Source organism: Caproiciproducens galactitolivorans (genome assembly GCF_026672255.1).
GTDB classification, from domain to species: domain Bacteria; phylum Bacillota; class Clostridia; order Oscillospirales; family Acutalibacteraceae; genus Caproiciproducens; species Caproiciproducens galactitolivorans_A.
In genome coordinates this window covers 67,983-92,127 of sequence record NZ_JAPOHA010000008.1, presented here as the reverse complement: position 1 = coordinate 92,127, position 24,145 = coordinate 67,983, and the positions used below count along the sequence as shown (strand labels likewise).

Genomic DNA, 24,145 nt, shown 5'->3' with positions numbered 1-24,145 from the left:
AATATCGGAAGTATTTCGAAAATTCTGAAACCATAATATAAAAGGAGTGCTAAGCATGAATTATCTCAACAAAAAGACCGTAGAAGATATTGACGTTGCGGGCAAAAAAGTATTGGTGCGCTGCGATTTCAACGTACCTTTTGATGCTGAAGGAAACATCACCGATTCAAAGCGTATTGATGAAGCACTGAAAACCATCCGCTATCTGGTAGACCATAAGGCAAAAGTGATTCTCTGCTCGCACCTTGGCCGTCCGAAGGGCGAGTTCAACATGAAATATTCCCTCGCTCCTGTCGGCAAATACCTGTCGAAGGCGCTTGGCCAGGAAGTCAAGATGGCTACCGACGTTATCGGCGACAGCGCGAAGAGCATCGCCGCTTCCCTGAAAGACGGCGAAGTCGAGTTGATCGAGAACGTCCGCTTCCATAAGGAAGAAGAAAAGAACGATCCGGAATTTGCAAAGCAGCTCGCTTCTCTTGCTGAGATATATGTAAACGACGCATTCGGCACCGCACACCGCGCCCACGCTTCTACGGCGGGCGTTGCAGCTTATCTTCCGGCTGTCTGCGGCTACCTGATTCAGAAGGAAATCACCATCATGGGCGGCGCGCTTGCCAACCCGAAGCGTCCTTTTGTCGCGATTCTGGGCGGCGCAAAGGTTTCAGATAAAATCGGCGTAATTACCAACCTGCTCGACAAGGTTGACACCCTCATCATCGGCGGCGGCATGGCCTACACCTTTATGAACGCGCTGGGCTATTCCATCGGCACTTCCATCTGCGAGAGCGATAAAGTCGAACTTGCCAAGGATATGATGGCGAAAGCAAAGGACAAGGGCGTTAAGTTCCTGATTCCGATCGACAACGTTATCGCGACCGAATACAAACCGGACGCAGAGCATAAGGTTGTTGACTCCGACAAGATTCCGGAAGGCTGGATGGGCCTCGATATCGGGCCGAAGACCTCCGCTCTGTTTGCAGACGCGATCAAAGGCTCCGGCACCGTTGTCTGGAACGGGCCGATGGGCGTTTCCGAATGGGATAATTTCGCAGCCGGAACAATTGCCGTTGCAAAAGCGGTTGCAGACAGCGGCGCAATTTCTATTATCGGCGGCGGCGATTCCGCTGCTGCGGTTGAAAAGCTCGGCTTTGCAGATAAAATGACCCATATTTCCACCGGCGGCGGCGCTTCCCTTGAATTCCTCGAGGGCCTCGACCTGCCCGGCATCGCATGCCTGAACGATAAATAAGCAAGCGATTGAAACGCAAATGCGGCAGCCCTGCTGCCGCATTAACATTATAATTTTATGTTAAGGAGATTGATTATGAACAAGAAGCTTAGAAAAGCAGTGATTGCCGGTAACTGGAAAATGAACAAAACCCCCGCCGAGGCAACCAAACTGATTGAGGAAATCAAGCCTTTGGTAAAAGATGCGGACTGCAGCGTAATCGTCTGCACCCCTTATGTAGATATTGCCGCGGCAATGGAAGCGACAAAGGGCTCCAATATCGGCGTAGGCGCAGAAAACTGCCACTGGGAAAAGAGCGGCGCGTTCACCGGCGAGGTTTCCGCGGATATGCTTTCTTCCATGGGTGTTCAGTACGTCATCATCGGCCACAGTGAGCGCAGAACATACTTCGGTGAAACCGACTGTACCGTAAACAAGCGCATCCGCGCGGCTTTGGACAGCGGCCTTGCCGTTATTCTCTGCGTAGGCGAATCCCTTGAGCAGCGCGAGCAGGGCATTACGGACGAGCTTGTCGCCATGCAGACAAAAATCGCGCTCGGCGGCGTATCGAAGGATGAACTGAAAAAGATTATTATTGCTTACGAGCCGATCTGGGCGATCGGAACCGGAAAAACCGCAACCGCACAGCAGGCAAACGAGGTCTGCGCGGTTATCCGCGAGACAATCAAGAAGCTGTATGACGCTGCAAGCGCGGACGCGATGACCGTTCAGTACGGCGGTTCCATGAACGCCAAGAACGCGGCGGAACTTCTTGACCAGCCCGACGTTGATGGCGGACTGATCGGCGGCGCTTCCTTGAAGCCGGCTGATTTTGCAGAGATCGTAAAAGCGGCAAGCAGGTAAATTATACTCCCGAAAGGCAGGACAGGTTTTAAAACATGAAAAAACCATTAATACTGATGATACTCGACGGTTTCGGTGTCGGCCCGGAAAGCGGCAACGCCATTAAGGCGGCCAACAAACCGAATATCGATCGTCTTTTTGCAAATAATCCACTGACGCAAATCGGCGCTTCCGGTCTGGACGTCGGTCTGCCGGACGGCCAGATGGGCAACTCCGAGGTTGGCCACACCAATATCGGCGCGGGACGGATTGTCTATCAGGAGCTGACCCGGATTACAAAATCCATTGACGACGGCGACTTCTTTGAAAATCCCGCATTTTTATCCGCCGTCGACAACGCAATCGCTCACGACAGCGCCCTGCACTTAATCGGTCTGCTTTCCGCAGGCGGCGTACACAGCCACAATACACACCTGTATGCTCTGGTTGAACTCGCAAAAAAGCGCGGCTGCAAAACCGTTTATGTTCATGCTTTGCTCGACGGCCGTGATGTACCGCCGGATTCCGGCAAGGGTTACGTCGAAGAATGCGAACAGAAGCTGAAGGAAATCGGCGTTGGAAAAATCGCCACCGTTATGGGCCGCTATTACGCAATGGACCGCGACAACCGCTGGGAGCGTGTGGAAAAAGCCTACGCCGCCATGGTTTACGGCGAAGGCGTACAGTGCGCCGACCCGGTAAAGGCGGTGGAAGATTCCTACAAGCAAAGCGTTACCGACGAGTTTGTTTTACCGGTCGTCTGCGCGGAGAACGCGAAGATTCAGACGAACGATTCCGTTATCTTCTTTAATTTCCGCCCCGACCGCGCGCGCGAAATCACCCGCACGTTTGTCGATCCGGATTTTAAGGGGTTTGAACGCAAAAACGGCTTCTTCCCCCTCACCTATGTCTGCATGACGCAGTACGACGCCTCCATGCCGAATGTACAGGTTGCCTTTAAACCCCAGTCGCTGAAAAATACGTTCGGCGAATATATTTCGGACAAGGGCCTGACCCAGCTTCGAATCGCTGAAACGGAAAAATATGCCCATGTCACATTTTTCTTCAACGGCGGCGTTGAAAAACAGTATCCCGGCGAGGACCGTGTTTTAATCAATTCCCCGAAGGTTGCAACCTATGACTTACAGCCTGAAATGAGCGCCTACGAAGTTACGGACGCCTTAGGGGAACGCATTAAAAGCGGAAAATACGACGTCATTATTTTGAACTTCGCAAACTGCGATATGGTTGGCCACACGGGTGTTTTCAGCGCCGCAAAAGCCGCTGTGGAAGCAGTGGACAAGTGCGTTGGAAGAGTAACCCACGCCATCGCGGAAATGGGCGGCGTCGCCCTGATTACGGCAGACCACGGCAACGCGGATAAAATGTACGAGGAGGATGGTTCTCCGTTCACCGCGCACACAACGAACCCGGTTCCGTTCTGTGTCGTCGGTTATCCCTGCAAGCTTCGCTCCGGCGGACGCCTTGCCGATATCGCACCGACCATGCTGAAAATCATGGAACTTCCCCAGCCGCCGGAAATGACCGGCACCAGCATTATCGAATAAGAAAGCCGGAGGCTGTCTCAAAACGAGACAGCCTCTTTTTGCATACAAGAAACCGGGAGGGTAGACCCTCCCGGTTTCTTGTTAACTATGAATTTTAAACAATGTCTCCGCGTTGCGGCGCGAAGCCCTTAAAATCTCCCCAGCAGTGGTGCCGCGGATTTCCGCAATCCGGGCGGCCGTATACGCAATCAGCGTGGAATCGTTTCGCTTGCCGCGGAACGGAACCGGCGCCATGTAAGGGCAGTCCGTTTCCATCAGCATGCGGTCCAAAGGAATCGCGGCGGCAACCGCAACCGGTACCCGGGCGTTCTTGAACGTAACCGCGCCGCCAAGGCCGATATACAGTCCGAGCCGGATACATTCCTCCGCCATTTCCACGCTGCCGGAAAAGCAGTGTACCACGCCCTTCGGCTTCCGTTTGCGCAGGAGTTCCATCGTATCGCCGTGCGCGTCGCGGTCATGAACGATAATGGGCAGTCCGGCCTTTTGTGCCAGCAAAATCTGGTTTTCAAAGAGGACTTTCTGCACATTCTTCGGCGCGTTTTCTTCGAAATGGTAGTCGAGTCCGATCTCTCCGACCGCCACAACCTTTTCTTTAGTGACCAGTTCTTCCATCTGCTGTAAATAGTCCGCCGGGGCGTCCTTCGCGCATTCCGGATGGATTCCCACTGCGGCATAAATATACGGATACTTTCCGGCCAGCTCAACGGAAGCGCGGGAGGAGCTTAAATCCGCCCCGCAGTTGATCAGGTTGCAGATGCCCCGGTTCGGAAGTTCTTCCAAAAGCGTGTCGCGGTCCGAATCAAAAGATTTATCATCGTAATGCGCGTGGGAATCAAAAATAGAACTTGGCATGTCCATCAGCAAACCTTGCTTCCAGACGGGACGCCATCCACGAAGATGACCCGAACGTCCTCTCCCGAATCCGCGGAAAGCACCATGCCCTGGCTCTCCACGCCGCAAAGGGTTGCGGGCTTCAAGTTGGCAACGAAAATAATGCTGTGGCCCGTCAGGTCTTCCGGCTTGTACCACTTCGCAATACCGGATACAATCGTCCTTTCACCCGCGCCGTCTTCGACGGTCAGCTTCAGAAGCTTCTTCGCGCGCTTAACGGGCTCGCATGCTTTAACTTTGCCAACACGAAGCTCCACTTTCCCAAAATCGTCAATGCCGATCTGCGCAAGGCCCTCGATCTTCGGAGCGGCTTTTTCCTCTTTCTTCTGCTCCGCAGGATTCGGAATCAGCTTGTTCAGCTCCTCAATTTCCTTCTCGACGTCAATGCGCGGATACAGCGTTTCGCCCTTGGTGATCACCGCATCATTGGACAGAACGCCCCATTTTGCTGCGGATTCATAGGTCAGCTCCTCCGGCTTTGCGCCAATCTGCGCCTGAATTTTCGGAGCGGTCTCCGGCATGAACGGCGTAATCAGGACGGAGACGATACGGAGGCTTTCGCAGAGATTATAAAGAACAGCCGCCAGACGGGCGCGCTTGGTTTCGTCCTTGCCGAGCGCCCACGGCATGGTTTCGTCGATATACTTATTGGTGCGGGCAATCAGTTTCCAGATTTCCGCCAGCGCATTGCTGAACTGATAGCCTGCAATGGCGTCGTCGCATTTTTGGCGAAGCTGCAAAGCCATTTGAATCAGCTCATCGTCGACCGGCGCGCTTTCCCGCTCTGCCGGGATTTTTCCACCGAAGTATTTTTCCGCCATGGCGGTGCTGCGGGAAAGAAGGTTGCCCAGATCGTTCGCAAGGTCGGAATTAATGCGGTTAATCAGCGCTTCATTCGTAAATACGCCGTCCGCTCCGAACGGAATTTCGCGAAGGAGAAAATACCGGATCGCGTCCACCCCGTAGCGGCTGCAAAGAACCACCGGGTCCACCACATTGCCCTTCGATTTGCTCATTTTCGTGCCGTCGCCGAACAGGAGCCAGCCGTGGCCGTAAACCTGCTTCGGAAGCGGAAGATCCAGCGCCATCAGCATGGCGGGCCAGATGATGGTATGGAAGCGTACAATCTCTTTGCCGACGAAATGAACGTCCGCCGGCCAGTATTTCTGATAAGCGGAATCATCGTCGGAACCATAGCCCAATGCGGTGATATAGTTTGTCAGAGCGTCAAGCCATACGTAAACGACATGCTTCGGGTCAAAGTCCACCGGAATGCCCCAGGTAAAGCTGGTGCGCGAAACGCAAAGATCGTTCAGACCCTGTTTAATGAAATTAATCATCTCGTTTTTGCGGCTGTCCGGCTGGATGAAATCGGGCTGATCCTCATAGAGCTTCAGGAGCCTGTCCGCATATTTGGATATGCGGAAGAAATAGGCTTCTTCGTTCGCCATTTTTACCTCGCGGCCGCAGTCGGGGCATTTCCCGTCTTTCAGCTGCGTTTCGGTCCAGAAAGCTTCGCAGGGGGTGCAGTACCAGCCTTCATATTTGCCCTTGTAGATTTCTCCTTTGTCGTACAGGGCTTTGAAGATTTTCTGCACGGCCTTTACGTGGTAATCGTCCGTGGTGCGGATGAAACGGTCGTTGGAAATATTCAAAAGCTTCCATAAGTCCTGGAATCCCGCTACGATTTTATCGACATATTCCTTGGGGGTTACCCCTTCTTTTTCGGCGTTGATCTCGATCTTCTGGCCGTGCTCGTCGGTTCCCGTGAGGAACATGACGTCGTAGCCCTGCATTCGTTTATAGCGGGCAATGGCATCGCTGGCGACGGTGCAGTAGCTGTGGCCGATATGCGCCTTGCCGGAGGGATAATAAATTGGTGTTGTAATGTAGAAAGTTTTTTTGTCCATTTTTTAACCTCCAAGAGAATGGTATCTCTGATAAAGTGATTAATTAAAGTATTATACCATTTTTTTTATAAATAGTGAATAGAAATACCGGAATTGCAGCAAAAACCGCCCCGAATTGCTTCGGGACGGCAGAACTCAAACATTATTCGGAATCCATTTCGGAAGTTCCTGTATTTTCATTGTAAAGGAATTGTCTTAACAGGCGGCAGTTTTCCGGCAAATTCGGGTCCAGCACAGAACCGACCCCTTTCACGTTCCGCTCCTTATACGTATTCAGGTTTGGAACATGCATGGTTTTCACCGGATAATGCGAAACCGAACTGCCGATGGAAGCAAGATAAATCAATTCCGAATCGGACAGATTCGTTTTTACGAGAGGCAGGAAATCATTCATCATATTATTGATCTGCAAAGGATTCATGCTCTTCATCTTTTGAATCATCAGCTCCATAACCTCGCGCTGACGGCCGGTTCGGCCAAAGTCGCTGTCCGTTTCGCGGATACGGGCGTAGTAAACGGCAAGCCGCCCGTCCAAATGGTTGACGCCGGGCTTTAGATGGCTTCCCATATTGCGGTTTTCCGCGTCGCACAGCTTCTTATCCATCTTAATATCCAACCCGCCCATTCGATCGATGATCGTGGCGAAATTTTCAAAGTCAACAGACATATATTTATCAATTTTTATACGGAAATTATTTTCAAGGGTCTGCATGGTAAGCGCCGCGCCGCCTTTTGCGTAGGCCGCGTTCAGCTTCTGCTTTTTCATCGTCGGAATTTCAACATACAAATCGCGCAGGAAAGAAACCATACGCAGCGTTTTTGTATCGTTATCGATGGAAACCAGCATGGTGGTGTCGCTGCGGCTGCTGTTGCCGTCGTCTCCCTTGTCCGTTCCGATCAGTAAAATGTTTATTACCTTTTTATCGGAAATAACGTCCCACGCCGGCGCGGCGCTGGGCTGCTCAATATATTTCGAAGTGTTGATGCTCTCCGAACGGTTCAGACGGTTCAGCATATATTTGCCATATACAAAAACGCCTGCAAACAGTGCAAGGAGAATGCAGACTACGGCAAGGAAAAACTTTTTCAGCCCGCCGCCCCGTCTTTTTTTTCTTCCGTTCCGGGGATTTCCCCCGCGGGGCGCCGAACGGCTGCTGCTGTAAATCTCTCGGTCAACGTAATTATAACGGTCGAACTCCTCAGTGTCGTAATTCATCCTCCGACCCGCGCTTTGCGGCCTGGAGCCTGTACTTCTCCTCTGAGGCCGGAAGTCACGGCTTTGTTTATTCATGTTTCACCTCAACATTTTAATACAGAAAACAGTTTTATTTTATTGCAATTCCCAGTTGATGTCAATAGTTATGTAAACCTCGTAGTCCTGTTTTTGGTGAAAGATAGAATTGAAAATTGAAAAATTATGCAAGGCATACTCCGGGTGAAAATTATGATTCGTCATCCTCTGTAAATTTTTTCAGTCTTTGAATATAATAATTTTTTGCGTCTTCGGCTGTATCAAAATGCAGAGACCTCATAAAAATATAAGACAGGCTGGTGCTCCAATCTTCTGAAGAAAACAGGTTAGGGTCTAAACGACGAACGACCGGTAAAATAGTGGCGCTGCTTTCAGACAGACGAATATCGGAAATATACAGATTACATGCTTCCGCGATATATTCCACCATTTTTTCACTCATACTAATCCACCTTTCGTTATGACTGATTAATATGCCTATTCCAATTTCCTCTAATTAATTATAGTTACATTATTCGACATAGTCAACACAATGTTGCTTATTCGACATATTTCTGTTACTGTGCGTTAAAAACATAAAAATGAATTCCTTAAATTGTATATATTCTATAGTGGAAAGAATCAACCTGTGCAATTTTATAAAAAAACCAGTAAAATTCATAATATGTTTACGGTTTTCTTTGTAAACATTTGATATAATATGGATGTCATACAGGAGGGGATAAAATGAAAAATCATAAGAATGAAAATCATGGAATTGATTACCGCAAATTGATTATACGCATCGTGGCGCTGTTCTGCGCCGTACTGATTCTCGGCTCCGTGTTTTTAGCCGCCTTCTTTTAACAAAGGCGGGATGGAGCCGGAAAAACGGCAGAAGCGGGTTAAAATTACTCCTGTCTGATTTTTTATACAGATTTCTGCATTTTTTATCCCAGCAGGTTGCATATAAGATGAAAATGAGTTAAAATAGGTAGTAGCTTATCGATTTAAATCGGTGAAATGGAATAGCATGGTATGAACCGCATCAGGGTCTTCTCTGATGCGGTGCGTTTTAATTTCATGCTTTATAATCCGCCAATATGATCTGAGGAGGAAATACTATGAAAGAACTGCTGCTGGGCAATGAAGCGGTCGCCCAGGGACTTTACGAAGCCGGCGTTAAGGTAGTCTCCAGCTATCCGGGCACGCCGAGCACGGAAATCACCGAAGCCGCCTCAAAATTTGACGAAATTTTCTGCGAATGGGCGCCAAACGAAAAAGTAGCGGCCGAGGTCGCCGCGGGCGCTTCCTTCGGCGGCGCGCGCTCTTTCTGCGGCATGAAGCATGTCGGGCTGAACGTTGCGGCCGACCCGCTCTTTACAATGTCTTACATAGGAGTAAACGGCGGCATGGTTTTCGGCGTGGCCGACGACCCGGGGCTCCATTCCTCGCAGAACGAACAGGATTCGCGCAATTATGCCATCGCCGCAAAGCTGCCGATGCTGGAACCTTCCGACTCTGCGGAATGCCGTGATTTTACAAAGCTGGCTTATTCCCTTTCGGAAGATTTCGACACGCCGGTCATGCTCCGCCTTACCACCCGTGTTTCGCATTCCCGCAGTATTGTGGAACCCGGGCAGCGGCAGGAGCTTGCGTTAAAGCCTTACATAAAAAATCCGGCAAAGAACGTCATGCTCCCCGCTTTTGCAAAGCCAAAGCATGTTTCCGTTGAAGAGCGGACAAAAAAACTCGCCGCCTGGGCGGAAACCTGCGAGATCAATAAAATCGAAGACAACCATTCCAAAACCGGGGTCATCTGCGCCGGTATTGTTTACCAGTACGCAAAGGAAGCCCTCGGCGACACCGTTTCCTATCTGAAATTGGGAATGGTCAATCCCCTTCCGGCGGAGCTGATCAAAAAATTCGCGGCAACCGTGGACAAGCTTTATGTTATTGAAGAACTCGACGATGTGATCGAAACCTTCTGCCGCAAAAACGGCATCGCGGTGATGGGAAAAGACGTATTCCCCCGCTGCGGCGAATTTTCGCAGCATGTAATCCGCAGGTGCATGCTGCATACTGAGCCGGAGACGCTAGCCGTTCAAGAGGATGTTCCGGTGCGTCCTCCGGTTATGTGCTGCGGCTGCCCGCACCGCGGACTTTTCTTTGCTTTGAAAAGAGCCAAGGTCTTCGTCAGCGGCGACATCGGCTGCTACACACTGGGCGCCTCCGCCCCGCTCAGCGCGATCGACACCTGCGTCTGCATGGGTGCTTCCGTTTCAGGGCTGCACGGCTTCAACAAGGCGCGCGGCACCGAGTCGGAAAAGAAAAGCGTTGCCGTCATCGGCGATTCCACCTTTATCCACTCCGGCATAACCGGACTGATCGATATCGCCTACAACCGGAGCAATTCCGTGGTGATTATTCTGGACAACTCCATTACCGGAATGACCGGGCACCAGCAGAACCCGACCACGGGCTACACCATCAAGGGCGACCCGACCAGCGCCGTGGATTTGGAGGCGCTTTGCAAATCCATCGGCATTGCGCGTGTACGCGTCTGCGACCCTTACAATCTGAAGGAAACGCAGGCCGCGTTAAAGGAAGAACTGGAGGCGGACGGCCCGTCGGTTATTATCAGCCGCAGGCCCTGCGCCCTTTTGAAATATGTAAAACACAAGCCCTCGCTCGTTGTGAAAGAGGAAAAGTGCGTTGGCTGCCGCGCGTGCCTTTCCATCGGATGCCCTGCAATCAGCATGAAAAACGGCAAGGCTTCCATTGACCGTACGCAGTGCGTCGGCTGCGGCGTCTGCACAAGCCTTTGCGCAAAGGGCGCGATTACAACAGAGGAGGCAAAAGCATGAATCAGGTAAAAAGCGTAATGATTGTCGGCGTCGGCGGCCAGGGCACCCTGCTCGCGAGCCGCGTTCTCGGAAGCGCCATGCTGAGCTGCGGAGCGGACGTAAAAGTGTCGGAGGTACACGGAATGAGCCAGCGCGGCGGTTCGGTCGTTACCTACGTCCGCTACGGCGATAAAGTCTATTCCCCCATAATTGAAAAAGGCGAGGCAGATATCCTTCTCGCGTTTGAAGCGCTGGAGGCCGCGCGTTTTCTCCCGTGGCTGAAAACAGACGGGACCGTTGTTGTAAATACGCAGCAGATCGACCCCATACCCGTTGTTACCGGCTCGGCCGTCTACCCCGAAAATGTGATCAAGTCCGTGCAGGCGCAGGGCGCAAAGGTTGTTGCTTTCAACGCGCTGAAGCTCGCGGAACAGGCGGGTTCCGTCAAAGCGGTCAACATTGTGCTGATCGGCGCGGCGGCCAAACGCCTTTCCATTGACAAGCAAGTCTGGATCGACACCATCAAAGCCACCGTACCCGCAAAATTCGTGGATATGAACCTGAAAGCATTTGAACTGGGCTACGGCGCACAGGAAAGCGAATTGGGGGATTAAAAATGCAGGGAAATTATTTCGAACCGGAGCTTGAATGCGCTTCACGCGAAGTTCTGCGTTATATACAGTCCAAAAAACTGGTAAACATGGTGGAACGCTGCTACAACCATGTTCCGATCTATAAAAAACGCTTTGATGAGATGGGGCTTTTGCCGGGGGATATCCGTTCGGTTGACGACGTCCCCAAGCTCCCGTTTACGTATAAAGCCGATCTGCGCGACACCTATCCCTTCGGTATGTTCGCCGTACCGAAGGAAGAACTGGTGCGCGTGCACGCCTCCTCCGGCACGACCGGAAAGCAGACCGTTGTCGGCTACACGAAAAACGACATCGACGTCTGGGCTCGCTGCGCCGCCCGCTGCATTGCATCGGCAGGCGGTACAAAATCCGATTCCGTCCACATTTCCTATGGCTACGGTCTTTTCACCGGCGGCATGGGGATTCATTACGGCGCGGAAAGACTCGGCGCCACCGCCATTCCGGTATCCACCGGAAATACAAAGCGCCAGATTATGATCATGCAGGATTTCGGTTCCGACATTCTTTGCTGCACGCCTTCCTACGCCATGTATATCGGTGAAACCATGCGGGACACGGGGGTCGACCCCAAAAGCCTGAAGCTGCGCGCGGGTATTTTCGGCGCGGAGCCTTGGACGGAAAACATGCGCAGGGAAATCGAGCGCCTGCTGGCCATTAAGGCCTACGATATTTACGGGCTTTCCGAAATCGCCGGGCCGGGCGTTGCAAGCGAATGCGCGATGCAGCACGGAATGCATATCAACGAGGATATGTTCTACCCCGAAGTCATCAGCCCCGAAACGGGCGAACCGGTACCGGACGGCGAATACGGCGAACTGGTCTTCACCTGCATCGGTAAGGAGGCGCTGCCGCTTCTGCGCTACCGTACCAAGGATATCTGCCGCCTCGACCACTCCGCGTGCGAATGCGGGCGCACCTTCGTGCGCATGGAAAAGCCGAAGGGAAGAACGGACGACATGCTGATTATCCGCGGCATCAACGTATTCCCCTCCCAGATTGAAAGCGTGCTCCTGAACCTTGGCATGGCGCCGAATTATCAGATTGTCATCGACCGCGTAAATAACCTTGACACCATGGAAGTACAGGTTGAAATAAACGAGGAAACGTTCTCCGACACCGTGCGTGATCTGGAGGATATGAGCCGCAAGATCTCGAACGCATTGCAATCCACGCTCAATGTTGTCGCTAAAGTCCGGCTGCTGGAACCAAAGTCGATTCCCCGCACCGACGGCAAGGCGAAAAGAGTCATTGATAACCGTAAAGTTTAACGATAGAATAGGATAAAGAAAACATAGGGAGGAATTGCAATGCAAATTCAGCAGCTTTCCATATTTATCGAGAATAAATCGGGCCGTCTTGCGGAAATTACCGAGGTTCTCGCGGCGGCGGACATTGATATCCGGGCGATATCGGTTGCGGATACCAGTGATTTTGGAATTCTTCGCCTGATTGTAAACCGGCCCGACGACGCGGTTTCCGCGCTGAAAAAGGCGGGGCTCACCGTTTCCCTTACCAATGTGATCGCTATGGGGATCGACGACGTTCCGGGCGCGTTTTCCAAAGCCATGCGGACTCTCGCGGACAGCGGAATCGACGTGGAATATATGTATGCGTTTATCAGCCGTAAAAGCGGAAAGGCATATGTTATCCTGCGTGTAAAGGACAGTAAAACGGCGGTAGACGCCCTTACTGCGGGCGGCATCCAGATTTTAACCGCCGAAGAGTTCTACGGCATGTAATTTATCGACACTCACCGGCAAGCCGGTGGTCTCGCATACAAAGAAAGGCTTCAGCCCGCGGGTGGAAGCCTTTCTTTCGTTCCTACGGCTATTGCGTAAAGCTGCCTTTAGCTTTTTCCTGCGCGAATAAAATCCACGCCCGTGTTATACGGATGGAAAACAATTCCGGAAACGCCTTTTGCACAGGCGTAGTAGTGTTTTTCATAATATAAAGGATAAAACACGCCGAGTTCATTCAGATACTTCTCCGCGGCGACAAACGACGCGGCGGAACCGCTGCCGCTGCCCTTTTCCGCGTCCGCAAGCATGGCGTCGTAGGTGGGGTCGCTTAATTTGGCGGGGTTCTCTTCGACGCCGCTCTTAAATAAAGACAGTACGGCCAGCGGACCCTCGCTGTGCGGACAGATCGGGCACAGGGCGACCTGATAATTCCCGGACGCAATCCGCGCCGTAAGCTGCGCGTTATCAAGCGGCTCCATATTAAAATAGTTGTTAAACTTTGTGTTCCACGTAGCGATCATATCATTCAGCATCAGTTTTACGTTGGGATCGTTCGGGCAAATAATGCTGATGCTCTTTACATCCGGTTTGGAAAGTTCGCTGATCCCCGCATTCCAAAGGGCGGTGGGATTTTTATCCTGTTTCAGATAGAAAGAACCGCTTCCGGCCAGACTGCGGTAATTTTTCCCAAGCAGGGTTGTGGACGGCGCGATAATATCCTCGGCGGGATTCACATTTGCCGGAAGGTGCTTTAAAATTTTACTCCGGTCAAGAGCCTGTAAAAACGCGCGGCGGATATTTTTGTTTTTCATGATATCCGATTTCGTATTAAAGCAAAGGCCCCAGGTCGTATCTTCAAAAGAAGAAATGGTACACTCCGCCGCCTTGGCCGCCGCAACCTTGTCGGACGGAATGGCAATGGCGTCTACCGTGCCGGTTTTCAGCGCGGAAATCGGATCGGTAATAGCCGTATCCTTGCCTTCAATTGTAAACCTTATGTTGGAAGGCAGTGGTTTTATACTTCCCGTATAACTTGCAGAACGCACCAGATTCAAATATTTCCCGTGATCCCAGCCGTATTTCCCGTCAATTTCAAACGGACCGTTTCCGAGCAGATATTTGTTCTCCAGCCCATAACGGCCGGACGCACTCTCAAAGAATTTTTGATTGCAGGGCATAAAAACCGCAGAGGCGGTAATCGCCGGAAAATCCGGGTAGGAATAGTTTAACCGCACAATCAGCGTATGATCATCCGCCGCCGTTACCCCCAGGCGATCCGGCGAAACCGAACCGGCGTTTACTTCCCGCGCATTCTGAATGCAGAACATCCGGGAACAGGTAGCCGAACCGGTCTGCGGAGAAAGCGCGCGCCGGAACGCATAGACAAAATCGCCGGCGGTTACGGGCGTTTTCCCGTCCGACCACTTCGCATTGCTGCGTAAAGTGAACGTAAAAACCGTGTCGTTGTCACTGCTTACCCATTTTTCCGCAGCGCCGGGATAGGGCCGGTTATTCTCATCAAGGCGCGCAAGCCCCTCAAAAAGCGCTTCCACCGCAATGATGGACGAGTTGTCCGTGGCGATCTGCGGGTCAAGCGTTTTTGGTTCGGCCGACAGGGAATAACTGATTTTTTTATTGGCGTTCTTCGGCTCCCTCCTGCCGCAGGCGGAAAAGGAAAACAGTATCATAAGGCAGAGAAATCCTGCCGTAAATCTTTTTATCATTTCATATTCACCCCTAGATTTCACGGGATAAATTAATTTTATCATTTTTCCGCATTCAATGCAACGAGGTTAACATAATTGTCATTTATTCATAGTAAAACCTGATAATTTCCCTGGGAAATGTTCTAAAAAAATATTCGAAATATCGTATTCCTTATTCTGGGCGGTCATGTTATAATATAGGAATAAAAGACATAAAGGAGGTTGTATTATGGCAAACAAAAATGTAAAATTCTATCTTTGTAAGCACTGCGGAAATTTTGTCGGTATGATTTACAACAGCGGAGTCTCTATGATCTGCTGCGGGGAGCCGATGACAGAGTTGGTCCCGAACACTGTCGAGGCCGCGCACGAAAAACATCTCCCTGTCGTAAATGTCTCCGGCAATACCGTAACGGTTAAGGTCGGCAGCGTTGAACATCCCATGCTGGAAGCCCACTACATAGAGTGGATTTATCTCGAGACCAAAAACGGCGGTCAGCGCAAAGCTCTTCATCCGGGGGACAAGCCGGAAGCAACTTTTGAGCTTGTAGACGATGAGGCGGTTGCAGCGTATGCGTATTGCAATCTCCACGGCCTTTGGATGACGGAAATTTCATAAAACCGTAAAAAGGAACCCTTTCCCGGCTTGGGAGAGGGTTCCTTCCCTATTTAAATAAAATATGTAACCCTTACCTCCGAAAACAACACAGGCCGCCGTTCATTTCGCGGCGGCCTCTTTCTATTTTACCATTGTCTGCCCGGGTCGCCCGCCATGGAGTTGACGGTGCCCTGCGGATAAAGGACGGAATAGTGGTCGAGTTTCGGATTATCCCCGTCTGCCGGGAATACGAGTAAAATTTTATAATCTTTGCTTGCAACATACCCGATGATTTCGTCTTTTCCGTACTTTACATCATGATCGGGTTTTCCGAGGACTTCCTTCACTTTGGAAAGCGTAAGGTCCTTCCATTTGCCGTCGAGCGTGCGAACTTCAAAAAGCTGATCGCCTTTGTTAAAACCGAAAACCGCGTTATGCTTGGAGTAGGTATTGTATATTCCTTTTGCGGACGCAATATATTCGGATTTATCTTCCTTGCCCCATTTTTGCTGAACGTCTTCAATTACGTTCGTTTTTACGGAAAACGGGATATCCAGTACCTTGCCCTGCTTTGCCGCTTTCTGCATGTCCTGCAGCAGAGCTGTCTGTTCATCCACCGGCTTGGAAGAAGTTTCCGCTGATGCAACGCTGGAAGAAGCGGCTGGATTGGCCGGGGAAGAAGAAGCCTGCGCAGAAACCGGCGACGAAGCCGGAACCTGGCTCCCGGAGGACTGCGGATGAGAGCAGCCGGCAAAAGAAGCGGACAACAGCGCCAGGGCCGTTACGGATGCAAGAATTTTTTTGAATTGTGTAATCATAATAAGCACCTCCCGTAGTTAAAAAGGTTGAACTTTCCCCCATTTGCCCGTTTCCAAATAAGACCGAGTATTCGGGCTGGAAAGTAGCATTATCTTACACCAGGAATGGAGAATAATCAAGTATTGTATCAATTTTTTAATAAATCGGCAGGATATTTTCCCGGCCTCCTTCCGTACTTTGGCGCAGCATCACAAAAGTGCGGAAGGAGCATCGGAATCGGAAAAAACTGTTTCGCGGAAAAGTTTCAAGGATGGAAACGTACGGGTGTCTGCGGATGAAAACAGCCCCGTAAGAAACGAGGCTGTCCGGAATCATTCGCTTTCCTTTACCTTCATGACCAGAACGGTGATATCATCGTCATGGCCGTCGGCGCGGCGGGCGATTGCCTGTGTTACGATTTCTTCGGCAAGCTCCTGCGGAACCTGACCGCTCCATCTTTCCACCGTATCACAGATCCAATCGTCGCCGGCTGCAAGCGCACCGTCGGAAAGAAGCACCAGCAGATCGCCACTGCCAAGGCTATCGGAGGACTTGGTAAAGTTGATGTCATTTAAAATTCCGATCGGCAGACTGGGAGCATCAATCACAACCGCACGACCGGATTTACGCAAAATACTGACGGGCGCTCCCGCCTTCATAAATTCGAGATTGCCGCTGAAAAGGTCGAGCGCAGCCAAATCAATCGTTGCGAGCGACTCGTCGCCCGATTTCACCATCAACGCGGAATTTACAATTTTCAGCGCGGCGTCAAACCCGATTCCCGCTTTGATAAGGCGCGACAGGATACCGGTGGCCATTGCGCCATCCACCGCGGCGCGTCCGCCCGTACCCATTCCGTCGCTGATCAATACGATCTGGCGGCCGTTTCCGTCGGAAAAGCTTTCCCAACTGTCGCCGCAGATCTGCTTATTTGCGCACGAATGCTGGGCGCAGCCGGTCTGTACACGGAAAAGCGGGCGTTCCACCATTTGCAGGCGGCATTTCCCCTTCACCAAACTGATGCAGGGCTGCTGGAACACACGGTCGCACACGCGTGAAATTTCATCGGTAAGTTCCGCCTTATTCAGGCGGACGCTCTCCGCCTGCGCGGCGATAATTTCGATCGACATGCGGCTGAAACGGTCCACACGGCAGCTGATATCGATCGGCAGGATCCCCGCGCCGCGCAAAACTTCACCGACCTTCTGCGCGGCGTTGAAATCGAACTGTTCGTAAAGCTCCAGCTCGGCCGCCATATCCTCCAGGAGGTTGCTGGTCGTTGCGAACTGGTCGGCAACCATGCTCCGCACCTGCTGCGCGCGGCTTTCCGCCGCGTCCTTAATGGAGAATTCCCGGTAATGACTGTTTACGGAATCCACCATGGTAGCCAGCCTGCTGCAATGGGAAGCAAACTGCGCGCTGAAATCGTCCTTGTCGACTTCACCCTTCCCCCGCAATTTTTCCGTCAGATCGTTAAAGGAATTCATGCTGTCATTATAATTCCGTTCCCAGCAGTAAACCTTCAGCCCGCAATTACAGCAAACATCATCAATGGTACGCTTGTACACCCCATTGATATCGGGCGAACAGGCGGAATACAGCTTTTTGGAAACCTCTTCCACCGAATCCGAAACACTGCCCAGCGCCTTTGCGGCGTAGTCGAGCTTCATGATTACGGACCGGCGCAGCCCGTCCGTGCGCGAGGCGTCGTCCGCGCGGGAGAAAAGGCCGATCAGCGGGGCGCCGACCTTCTGCGGAATCAGCATATACAGGACGGTCGCCGCCATAACCTCATAAAGTCCCCCGATCACCTTTTCCTGATTGCCGACCTGTAAAGAAGCCACCGCATTGGAGAAAATAAACGCGACAACCGACGCGAGCCGCCCAACCGGCGAAAACACACCGGCCATCAAGCCGCCCAAAGCATAGGCGCCGGAAAGGTAATTGAGCCCGGAGGTGGAAAGGCTGAAAACGATCCCCGCCGCGATGCCCGCCACACTTCCGCCGGAAACCCCGCCGTAATGTGCGGCAAACAGAACGGCGATAATCGCCAGAACCCTTCCGAGGGAAACCGGGCCAATCGCAAGATTGGAAAGCGGAAGCAGCAGCATACCCGCCGACAGCGCCGCGCACGTGATTTCCTGCGCATTCATTTCGCCCGCGCCCCTGCCGGAGACGATCACCTCCGACGTACGGGTAAAGAAGTACGCCACGCCGCCGGCGAGAAGGGCTTCCGCGATATACATAGCGACAGACGCCGAACCCGAACCGTTGACAAACACGATTGCCATTGCCGTTGCAAGCATGGGCAGAAAAGCGACCAGCGGCGCAAAAATAGCGTGCATCTTCAGCTTCATCATGTCGTTCAGCGTCCAGCGGATCGCCGCGGCGGCCAAAACCGCGGCCAGGTAATGTACCGGTACGTTTGCCGCGGAAGGCAGCAGATACCCCGCCGCGCTGCCCAATACGGTACTCCACAGCCCCGCATAAGGAAACGCCGCAACCGCCGCAACCCCAAACGGCGCATATTTGCCGAACACAAGCCCACGGGAGCAGAGCAGCCCCACCGTAAAATAAACAAGCTGTCTGGCAACTGCTTTTGTGGGATCCAGTGCAGCCGCCGTAAAGCTGATGCGCCCCGACTTTGCTTTTATCATTTTAATCACCGCCATACAATATTTGGAAGCATGTCCAATTTTTACTAAAACTCATTATACTATATGTATTTTGTCGCTATTGTCATAACTTGCCGTAATATTTTGACGTATAAAATCACATTATAAGTATTTTTAAAAATTGGGAGGGTTTTTATAGTCTTTGCCGTATTTCTGTGCTAAAATAAAAGAGAATACAAATTAGAGGGTGATAAAATGGAATATAAATTTTCCGACCGCGTATTAAAGCTGAAACCATCCGCAATCCGGGAAATCTTTAAATACGCCAGTGATCCGAGCGTCATTTCGCTCTCCGCCGGGAACCCTGCTCCGGAAGCATTCCCGACAAAGGCAATCTCCGAAATATCCGAAAGAATTTTAACGCAGCGCCCGATCGACGCACTGCAGTACAGCATTACGGAAGGCTACCAGCCTCTGCGCGAGTACCTGACAGACTACATGAATAAAATGCACGGCATCGGCCGTGACTTCGATAATACCCTGATTACGAGCGGCGCGCAGCAGGTAATGGATCTGGCGGCGAAGTCCCTGCTAAATGAAGGCGACGTGGTCATCTGCGAAGCGCCGAGCTTTATCGGCTCGCTGAACACCTTCCGCTCCTACAACGCACGCCTGCGCGGCATCCCTATGGACAGCGACGGCATGAACATGGAGGAACTGGAAAAGGCGCTGAAAGAAGAGCCGAATGCAAAATTCATTTACACCATACCGAACTTCCAGAACCCGTCCGGCATAACCATGAGCTGGGCGAAGCGGAAACAGCTGTATGCGCTCGCCAAGAAATACAGCGTTCTGATTCTGGAGGACAACCCTTACGGCGACCTGCGCTTCCACGGCGAACATATTGAAGCGGTGAAATCGCTGGACGAGGACGGCCTTGTCATCTACGCCGGTACCTTCTCCAAGATCATCTCCCCCGGCATGCGCGTCGGCTATGCAATCGGGCCGAAAGAAGTGCTGCAAAAAATGATCGTCTGCAAGCAGGGACAGGACGTTCACACCAATATTTGGTCGCAAATGGTCTGCCACGAATTCCTGACCCGCTATAATTTTGACGAACACCTGAAAAAGCTACAGGAAATTTATTTGAAAAAATCCGCGATTGCCACGGGCGCTCTTGATAAATACTTGATGCCGAAAGTAACCTATAACCCGATCGAAGGCGGCCTGTTCCTCTGGTGCACCCTGCCCGACGGCGTGGATATGCTTGATTTCTGCAAGCAGGCGGTGCTGCGCAAAGTATGCGTGGTTCCCGGGAACGCGTTCTTAACGGACGAAAACGACCCCAGTCAGTCCTTCCGCATTAATTTTTCCACCCCAACCGACGACCAGCTGCTGAAGGGCATTCAAATTCTGGGAACGCTTGCAAATGAAATGATCGGAAATTAATGGGAGGCAAAAAGAATATGGAAACAGCAACCACAGAGCGCAAAAAGGTTATTTTCAGCGCAATTCAGCCGAGCGGAACCATAACCCTCGGCAATTATCTTGGAGCGCTCAAGAACTGGATCAGTTTGCAGGACGAATACAACTGCATTTATGCTTTGGCCGATCTGCACACCATTACCGTGCGCCAGGAACCGGCAAAATTTCGTCATAATACGCTCGAAGCCTACGCGCTTCTTCTGGCCTGCGGTGTCGACCCCGAAAAAAGCCCGTTCTTTATCCAAAGCCAGGTCTGCACGCACGCACAGCTTGCTTGGGTTTTAAACTGTTATACCCAGTTCGGCGAGCTGCAGCGTATGACGCAGTTTAAGGATAAGGCCGCAAAGCACGCCGACAACGTCAACGCGGGACTGTTCACCTATCCGAGCCTGATGGCGGCGGATATTCTGCTGTATCAGGCAGACCTTGTTCCCGTTGGCGCCGATCAGAAGCAGCATCTGGAGCTTGCCCGCAACATTGCGGAACGCTTCAACGGCATTTACAGCCCCACCTTTACCGTGCCGGACGGCTATATTCCGAAACAGGGCGCGCGCATTATGTCCCTGCAGGACCCGTCCAGAAAGATGAGCAAATCCGATGAAAATGCAAACGGCTATGTCGCCGTGCTGGACAAGCCGGAGGATATCCTGCGGAAATTCAAGCGCGCCGTCACCGACAGCGAGGCCTGCGTCCGCTACGCGGAAGGCAAGGACGGCGTAAACAACCTGATGGGCATTTACGCCACTGTTACCGGTCTTACCTATGAGCAGATCGAAAAGGACTTTGAAGGCAAGGGCTACGGCGATTTCAAAGCCGCTGTGGGTGAAGCCGTCGTGGAGCATCTGCGCCCGATTCAGGAACGCTATGCCGATTACATCAAAAATAAGGATTACCTTGAGAAATGCTACACGGAAGGCGCGCAGAAAGCGCTTGCCATTTCCAGCCGCACCCTCAATAAAGCAATGAAAAAAGTCGGGTTTATTCCAAAAGCATTCTAATGAAAATTACAATAAAAGGAGGCTCTGGAAATTTGAGAGCATCCTTTTATGCAGCGTCCAAACCGCCTTTTGGGAAGTCTCCAATTTTTGGGGGCTTCTTTTGTTTACAGGAATTGTGTAGACGAAGCCTGTTGGATATGCTATTATGCATATATTGTTTTATTGAAAGGCCGTAGATTCATGCGCAGTAAAAATTCAATCCGCAATGTGATTGTAAATGTCGGAAGCCAAATTCTTTATATTGCCCTTTCCTTCTTTTGCCGGACGGTATTTATCCGTATGCTCGACGAATCCTATCTGGGACTGAACGGTTATTTCAGCAATATTCTCACCATCTTTTCCCTTGCGGAACTGGGCTTCGGAACCGCCATTACGTTCAGCATGTATAAACCCCTTGCCGAAAAGGATTATAAAAAACTCGGCGCGCTGATGGGGCTTTATAAACGGGCTTACCACACAATCGGCATCATTGTCGCCGTTGTGGGGATTGCCTTTTCTCCGTTTTATCAATTTTTTATGAAATCCATCCCGGATATTCCCAACCTGACCCTGATTTACTTTTTATTTCTTTTCAGCTCCGTCATCACTTACTTTTTATCTTATAAACAGCAAATCATTATCGCCGACCAAAAGGTTTATATCTGCTCGCTGTATCAATACGGATTCGGCATCGCGCAGAATCTGATTCAGGTCGTCATCCTGATTCTGACACATAATTTTATCCTGTATTTGTGCGCACAGATTCTCTTCAGCTTTTTCGCAAACTTTTTCCTCGCACGGAAAGCGGGAAAGATGTATCCCTTCCTGAAAAAATATGAGAAGCAAAAGCTCAGTAAGCCGGACCGCGCCGCCATCGTAAAAAATATAAAGGCGATGTTCATGCACCGAATCGGCAGCACCGTTGTAAACGGCACAGATACTTTGGTTATTTCCACCTTTGTCGGCATTGTCAGCGTGGGGATTTACTCGAACTATTATCTGATTACCAATACCCTTATGAACGTAACGAAACAGATTTTCAGCGGGATTACCGCGAGTGTTGGGAACCTTGGCGCCGTGGAGGATCACCGAAAATCTTATGAGGTCTATCTGGCGATCAATTTTGCCTGCTTCTGGATTTTCAGCTTCTGCTCCATTTGCCTGTTCAGCCTGTTTAACCCGTTCATGCTGCTCTTTACGGGCAAAAAAAGCCTTCTGTTTGCCCTGCCCATCGTTTTTGTAATCGTTTTGAACTTTTACACCACCGGAATGCGGCAGGCAACCCTGACGTTCCGCGACGCGTTCGGACTGTTTTGGTACGACCGGTACAAGGCGGTTTTCGAGGCTCTTGTAAACCTGATCGCTTCCATTCTATTAGTACAGCATTTAGGCGTTGCCGGCGTTTTTATCGGCACCCTGATCAGCACCATGACGGTCGACTTCTGGGTTGAGCCGCTGGTTCTGTTCCGGCATGGCTTCCATCGGCCCGTGAGCGCTTATTTCCTTCGGTACGCGCTTTATACGGCGCTGACCTTTTCCGTCGGTTTCCTGACCTATTTCTGCTGTGCTTATGTTCCGGGAACGGGCTTTATCAGTTTCGTGGCAAAATGCTTGATCTGCCTGCTGCTGCCGAACGCGGCCTATTTGCTTGTATTCTGGAACACAAAGGAATTCCGGTATCTGAAAGGATTTGTAAAAATTCCGGCACTCCACAGGTCATAATTATATCCAATTTGTATAGTTTATATATAATATTCCGATATGTATTGCTTTAAAGATAAAAACTGCTTCCGACAGAACAAAAACTCCCGGCAAAGGCCGGGAGTTTCTGTTTATTTAAGACTCTTTATAAAGTGCGCAGGGTTACTTACAGATGTAATTCAGTTCGCCGACCTCTTTGCCGTCTTTATAATAAATACGCGGCACACGCTTCGAAATCATACAGACCAGTTCATAGTTGATAGTCTGATTGTAGGCGGCCAATTCATCAAGCGTAATGGAGACGTCCCCGTCGCGGCCGAACACGGTCACAACGTCGCCCTCTTTCACGTTCGGAACGGAGGTCACGTTCAGCATAAGCTGATCCATGCAGACACGGCCGATAATCTTTACCTTCCGGCCGCGCACAAGCATGCTTCCCTGCACATACAGATGCCGGGGATAGCCGTCGGCATAGCCGATCGGAACCGTGGCAATCTTCGTGGGAACGTCCGTGGTAAATTCCCGTCCGTAACTGACGCTGGTCTGGGGTTCAACGGTCTTGACCAGCGAAACAATGCTTTTCAGCTCCATGGCGGGGATGAGGTCCATCGGATGCCTCATTTTTCCGGAAGGCCTCAGCCCGTAAAGAATCACGCCGGGGCGTACCATATCGAGCTGCGTTTCCGGATAATCGAAGATCGCCGCAGAATTCGCACAGTGACGGATTCGGAACGTAATGCCTCGCTTTTGAAGCAGCCCGACCGCGTTCATCAGATTCCCGTACTGTATCATGGTATAATCGCGCCCGTCGTCGCCCTCGTCGGCAACGGCAAAATGGGTAAAGATTCCTTCCGCGTCAAGCGCCGGAAGCCGGCACACCCGCTCGATCGCGTCAATTTCGTTCGCGTCGCGTACCGGATTCTGATACATAAAACCGATGCGGCTCATGCCGGTATCGACTTTCATATGCACCTTTACCGTAACGCCTGCCTTTTGCGCTTCCTGCGAAAGGGATTCGCCGTAGCCTGCGGAAAGCACCGTCTGCGAGATATTCAGCCCGCTTAGCTGGGCGGCCATGCCGGGCGGGGTGTATCCCAAAATCAGAATCGGAAGCTTTACGCCCGCATTGCGAATCTGCATCGCCTCTTCCAAATTGGAAACGGCAAACCAGTCCGCGCCCAGCCTTTCATATTCCCGCGCAAGGGCTTCCGCACCATGGCCGTAAGCGTCCGCCTTGATCACACAGCAGATCATCGTCCCGGGCTGAATCTGATTCCGAATCGTTTTAAAATTATGGTCGATTGCATCCAGGCTGACCTCGGCCCAAGTTCGTCTGAAAAATTCACTCATTTT

At 51.4% G+C, this 24,145-nt stretch carries 19 protein-coding genes; 11 read left to right on the top strand and 8 right to left on the bottom strand.

The features are described from left to right. Positions 1-55: 55 nt before the first annotated feature. The 3 genes from OUY18_RS09115 to gpmI all read left to right on the top strand — a co-directional run bounded on the left by OUY18_RS09115 (position 56) and on the right by gpmI (position 3,639). Entirely contained in the window at positions 56-1,249 is a 1,194-nt protein-coding gene (locus tag OUY18_RS09115; protein ID WP_268058466.1) for a phosphoglycerate kinase, read from the top strand. A 75-nt stretch (positions 1,250-1,324) separates the two neighbouring features. Continuing rightward, the gene (gene tpiA / locus OUY18_RS09110; protein ID WP_268058465.1) at positions 1,325-2,092 is read left to right on the top strand and encodes a triose-phosphate isomerase; all 768 of its coding nucleotides are present in this window, start codon (positions 1,325-1,327) and stop codon (positions 2,090-2,092) included. Between the two features lie 35 nt (positions 2,093-2,127). Beyond that, on the top strand, positions 2,128-3,639 hold the full coding sequence (gene gpmI / locus OUY18_RS09105; RefSeq protein ID WP_268058463.1) for a 2,3-bisphosphoglycerate-independent phosphoglycerate mutase: 1,512 nt from the start codon (positions 2,128-2,130) through the stop codon (positions 3,637-3,639). An 81-nt stretch (positions 3,640-3,720) separates the two neighbouring features. Here gpmI and OUY18_RS09100 read toward each other — a convergent pair whose 3' ends face one another. From OUY18_RS09100 to OUY18_RS09085, 4 genes are all read right to left on the bottom strand, one after another. Further along, positions 3,721-4,494: a TatD family hydrolase gene (locus OUY18_RS09100; protein ID WP_268058552.1), complete on the bottom strand. Its 774-nt coding sequence runs from the start codon at positions 4,492-4,494 to the stop codon at positions 3,721-3,723. A 5-nt stretch (positions 4,495-4,499) separates the two neighbouring features. Continuing rightward, a complete protein-coding gene (metG, locus tag OUY18_RS09095; protein ID WP_268058462.1) occupies positions 4,500-6,443 on the bottom strand; it encodes a methionine--tRNA ligase in 1,944 nt (647 codons plus the stop codon). Positions 6,444-6,585: 142 nt separating this feature from the next. Beyond that, on the bottom strand, positions 6,586-7,659 hold the full coding sequence (locus OUY18_RS09090; RefSeq protein ID WP_268058461.1) for an LCP family protein: 1,074 nt from the start codon (positions 7,657-7,659) through the stop codon (positions 6,586-6,588). A gap of 226 nt (positions 7,660-7,885) precedes the next feature. Then, positions 7,886-8,137, bottom strand: a complete 252-nt coding sequence (locus OUY18_RS09085; protein ID WP_268058460.1) for a hypothetical protein — start codon at positions 8,135-8,137, stop codon at positions 7,886-7,888. A gap of 661 nt (positions 8,138-8,798) precedes the next feature. On the opposite strand from OUY18_RS09085, the gene iorA reads away from it, so the two are divergent. From iorA to OUY18_RS09065, 4 genes are read left to right on the top strand one after another with little or no spacing between them, the layout of a single operon-like run. Then, positions 8,799-10,541: an indolepyruvate ferredoxin oxidoreductase subunit alpha gene (gene iorA, locus OUY18_RS09080; protein WP_268058459.1), complete on the top strand. Its 1,743-nt coding sequence runs from the start codon at positions 8,799-8,801 to the stop codon at positions 10,539-10,541. Beyond that, the gene (locus OUY18_RS09075) at positions 10,538-11,134 is read left to right on the top strand and encodes an indolepyruvate oxidoreductase subunit beta (RefSeq protein ID WP_268058458.1); all 597 of its coding nucleotides are present in this window, start codon (positions 10,538-10,540) and stop codon (positions 11,132-11,134) included. The genes iorA and OUY18_RS09075 overlap by 4 nt, the downstream gene beginning before the upstream one ends. Before the next feature lie 2 nt (positions 11,135-11,136). Then, entirely contained in the window at positions 11,137-12,441 is a 1,305-nt protein-coding gene (locus OUY18_RS09070; protein ID WP_268058457.1) for a phenylacetate--CoA ligase family protein, read from the top strand. Between the two features lie 39 nt (positions 12,442-12,480). Beyond that, complete coding sequence (locus OUY18_RS09065; RefSeq protein WP_268058456.1) at positions 12,481-12,912, top strand: ACT domain-containing protein; 432 nt, start codon at positions 12,481-12,483, stop codon at positions 12,910-12,912. Between the two features lie 107 nt (positions 12,913-13,019). Here OUY18_RS09065 and OUY18_RS09060 read toward each other — a convergent pair whose 3' ends face one another. Continuing rightward, complete coding sequence (locus OUY18_RS09060) at positions 13,020-14,636, bottom strand: peptide ABC transporter substrate-binding protein (RefSeq protein WP_268058455.1); 1,617 nt, start codon at positions 14,634-14,636, stop codon at positions 13,020-13,022. A 211-nt stretch (positions 14,637-14,847) separates the two neighbouring features. Here OUY18_RS09060 and OUY18_RS09055 point away from each other — a divergent pair, with 211 nt between their 5' ends. Next, positions 14,848-15,237, top strand: a complete 390-nt coding sequence (locus tag OUY18_RS09055) for a desulfoferrodoxin family protein (protein WP_268058454.1) — start codon at positions 14,848-14,850, stop codon at positions 15,235-15,237. 125 nt (positions 15,238-15,362) lie between these two features. Here OUY18_RS09055 and OUY18_RS09050 read toward each other — a convergent pair whose 3' ends face one another. Together OUY18_RS09050 and OUY18_RS09045 are read right to left on the bottom strand one after the other, a co-directional pair. Continuing rightward, on the bottom strand, positions 15,363-16,034 hold the full coding sequence (locus OUY18_RS09050) for a YjgB family protein (protein WP_268058453.1): 672 nt from the start codon (positions 16,032-16,034) through the stop codon (positions 15,363-15,365). 312 nt (positions 16,035-16,346) lie between these two features. Continuing rightward, on the bottom strand, positions 16,347-18,671 hold the full coding sequence (locus OUY18_RS09045) for a SpoIIE family protein phosphatase (protein ID WP_268058452.1): 2,325 nt from the start codon (positions 18,669-18,671) through the stop codon (positions 16,347-16,349). Between the two features lie 213 nt (positions 18,672-18,884). Here OUY18_RS09045 and OUY18_RS09040 point away from each other — a divergent pair, with 213 nt between their 5' ends. From OUY18_RS09040 to OUY18_RS09030, 3 genes are all read left to right on the top strand, one after another. Beyond that, positions 18,885-20,078: a PLP-dependent aminotransferase family protein gene (locus OUY18_RS09040; RefSeq protein WP_268058451.1), complete on the top strand. Its 1,194-nt coding sequence runs from the start codon at positions 18,885-18,887 to the stop codon at positions 20,076-20,078. A 17-nt stretch (positions 20,079-20,095) separates the two neighbouring features. Continuing rightward, a complete protein-coding gene (gene trpS, locus OUY18_RS09035; protein WP_268058450.1) occupies positions 20,096-21,112 on the top strand; it encodes a tryptophan--tRNA ligase in 1,017 nt (338 codons plus the stop codon). 180 nt (positions 21,113-21,292) lie between these two features. Continuing rightward, positions 21,293-22,813, top strand: coding sequence for a lipopolysaccharide biosynthesis protein (locus OUY18_RS09030; protein WP_268058449.1), 1,521 nt, complete (start codon positions 21,293-21,295; stop codon positions 22,811-22,813). Between the two features lie 141 nt (positions 22,814-22,954). Here OUY18_RS09030 and alr read toward each other — a convergent pair whose 3' ends face one another. Beyond that, a complete protein-coding gene (alr, locus tag OUY18_RS09025) occupies positions 22,955-24,142 on the bottom strand; it encodes an alanine racemase (RefSeq protein ID WP_268058448.1) in 1,188 nt (395 codons plus the stop codon). Between the last annotated feature and the right edge of the window lie 3 nt (positions 24,143-24,145).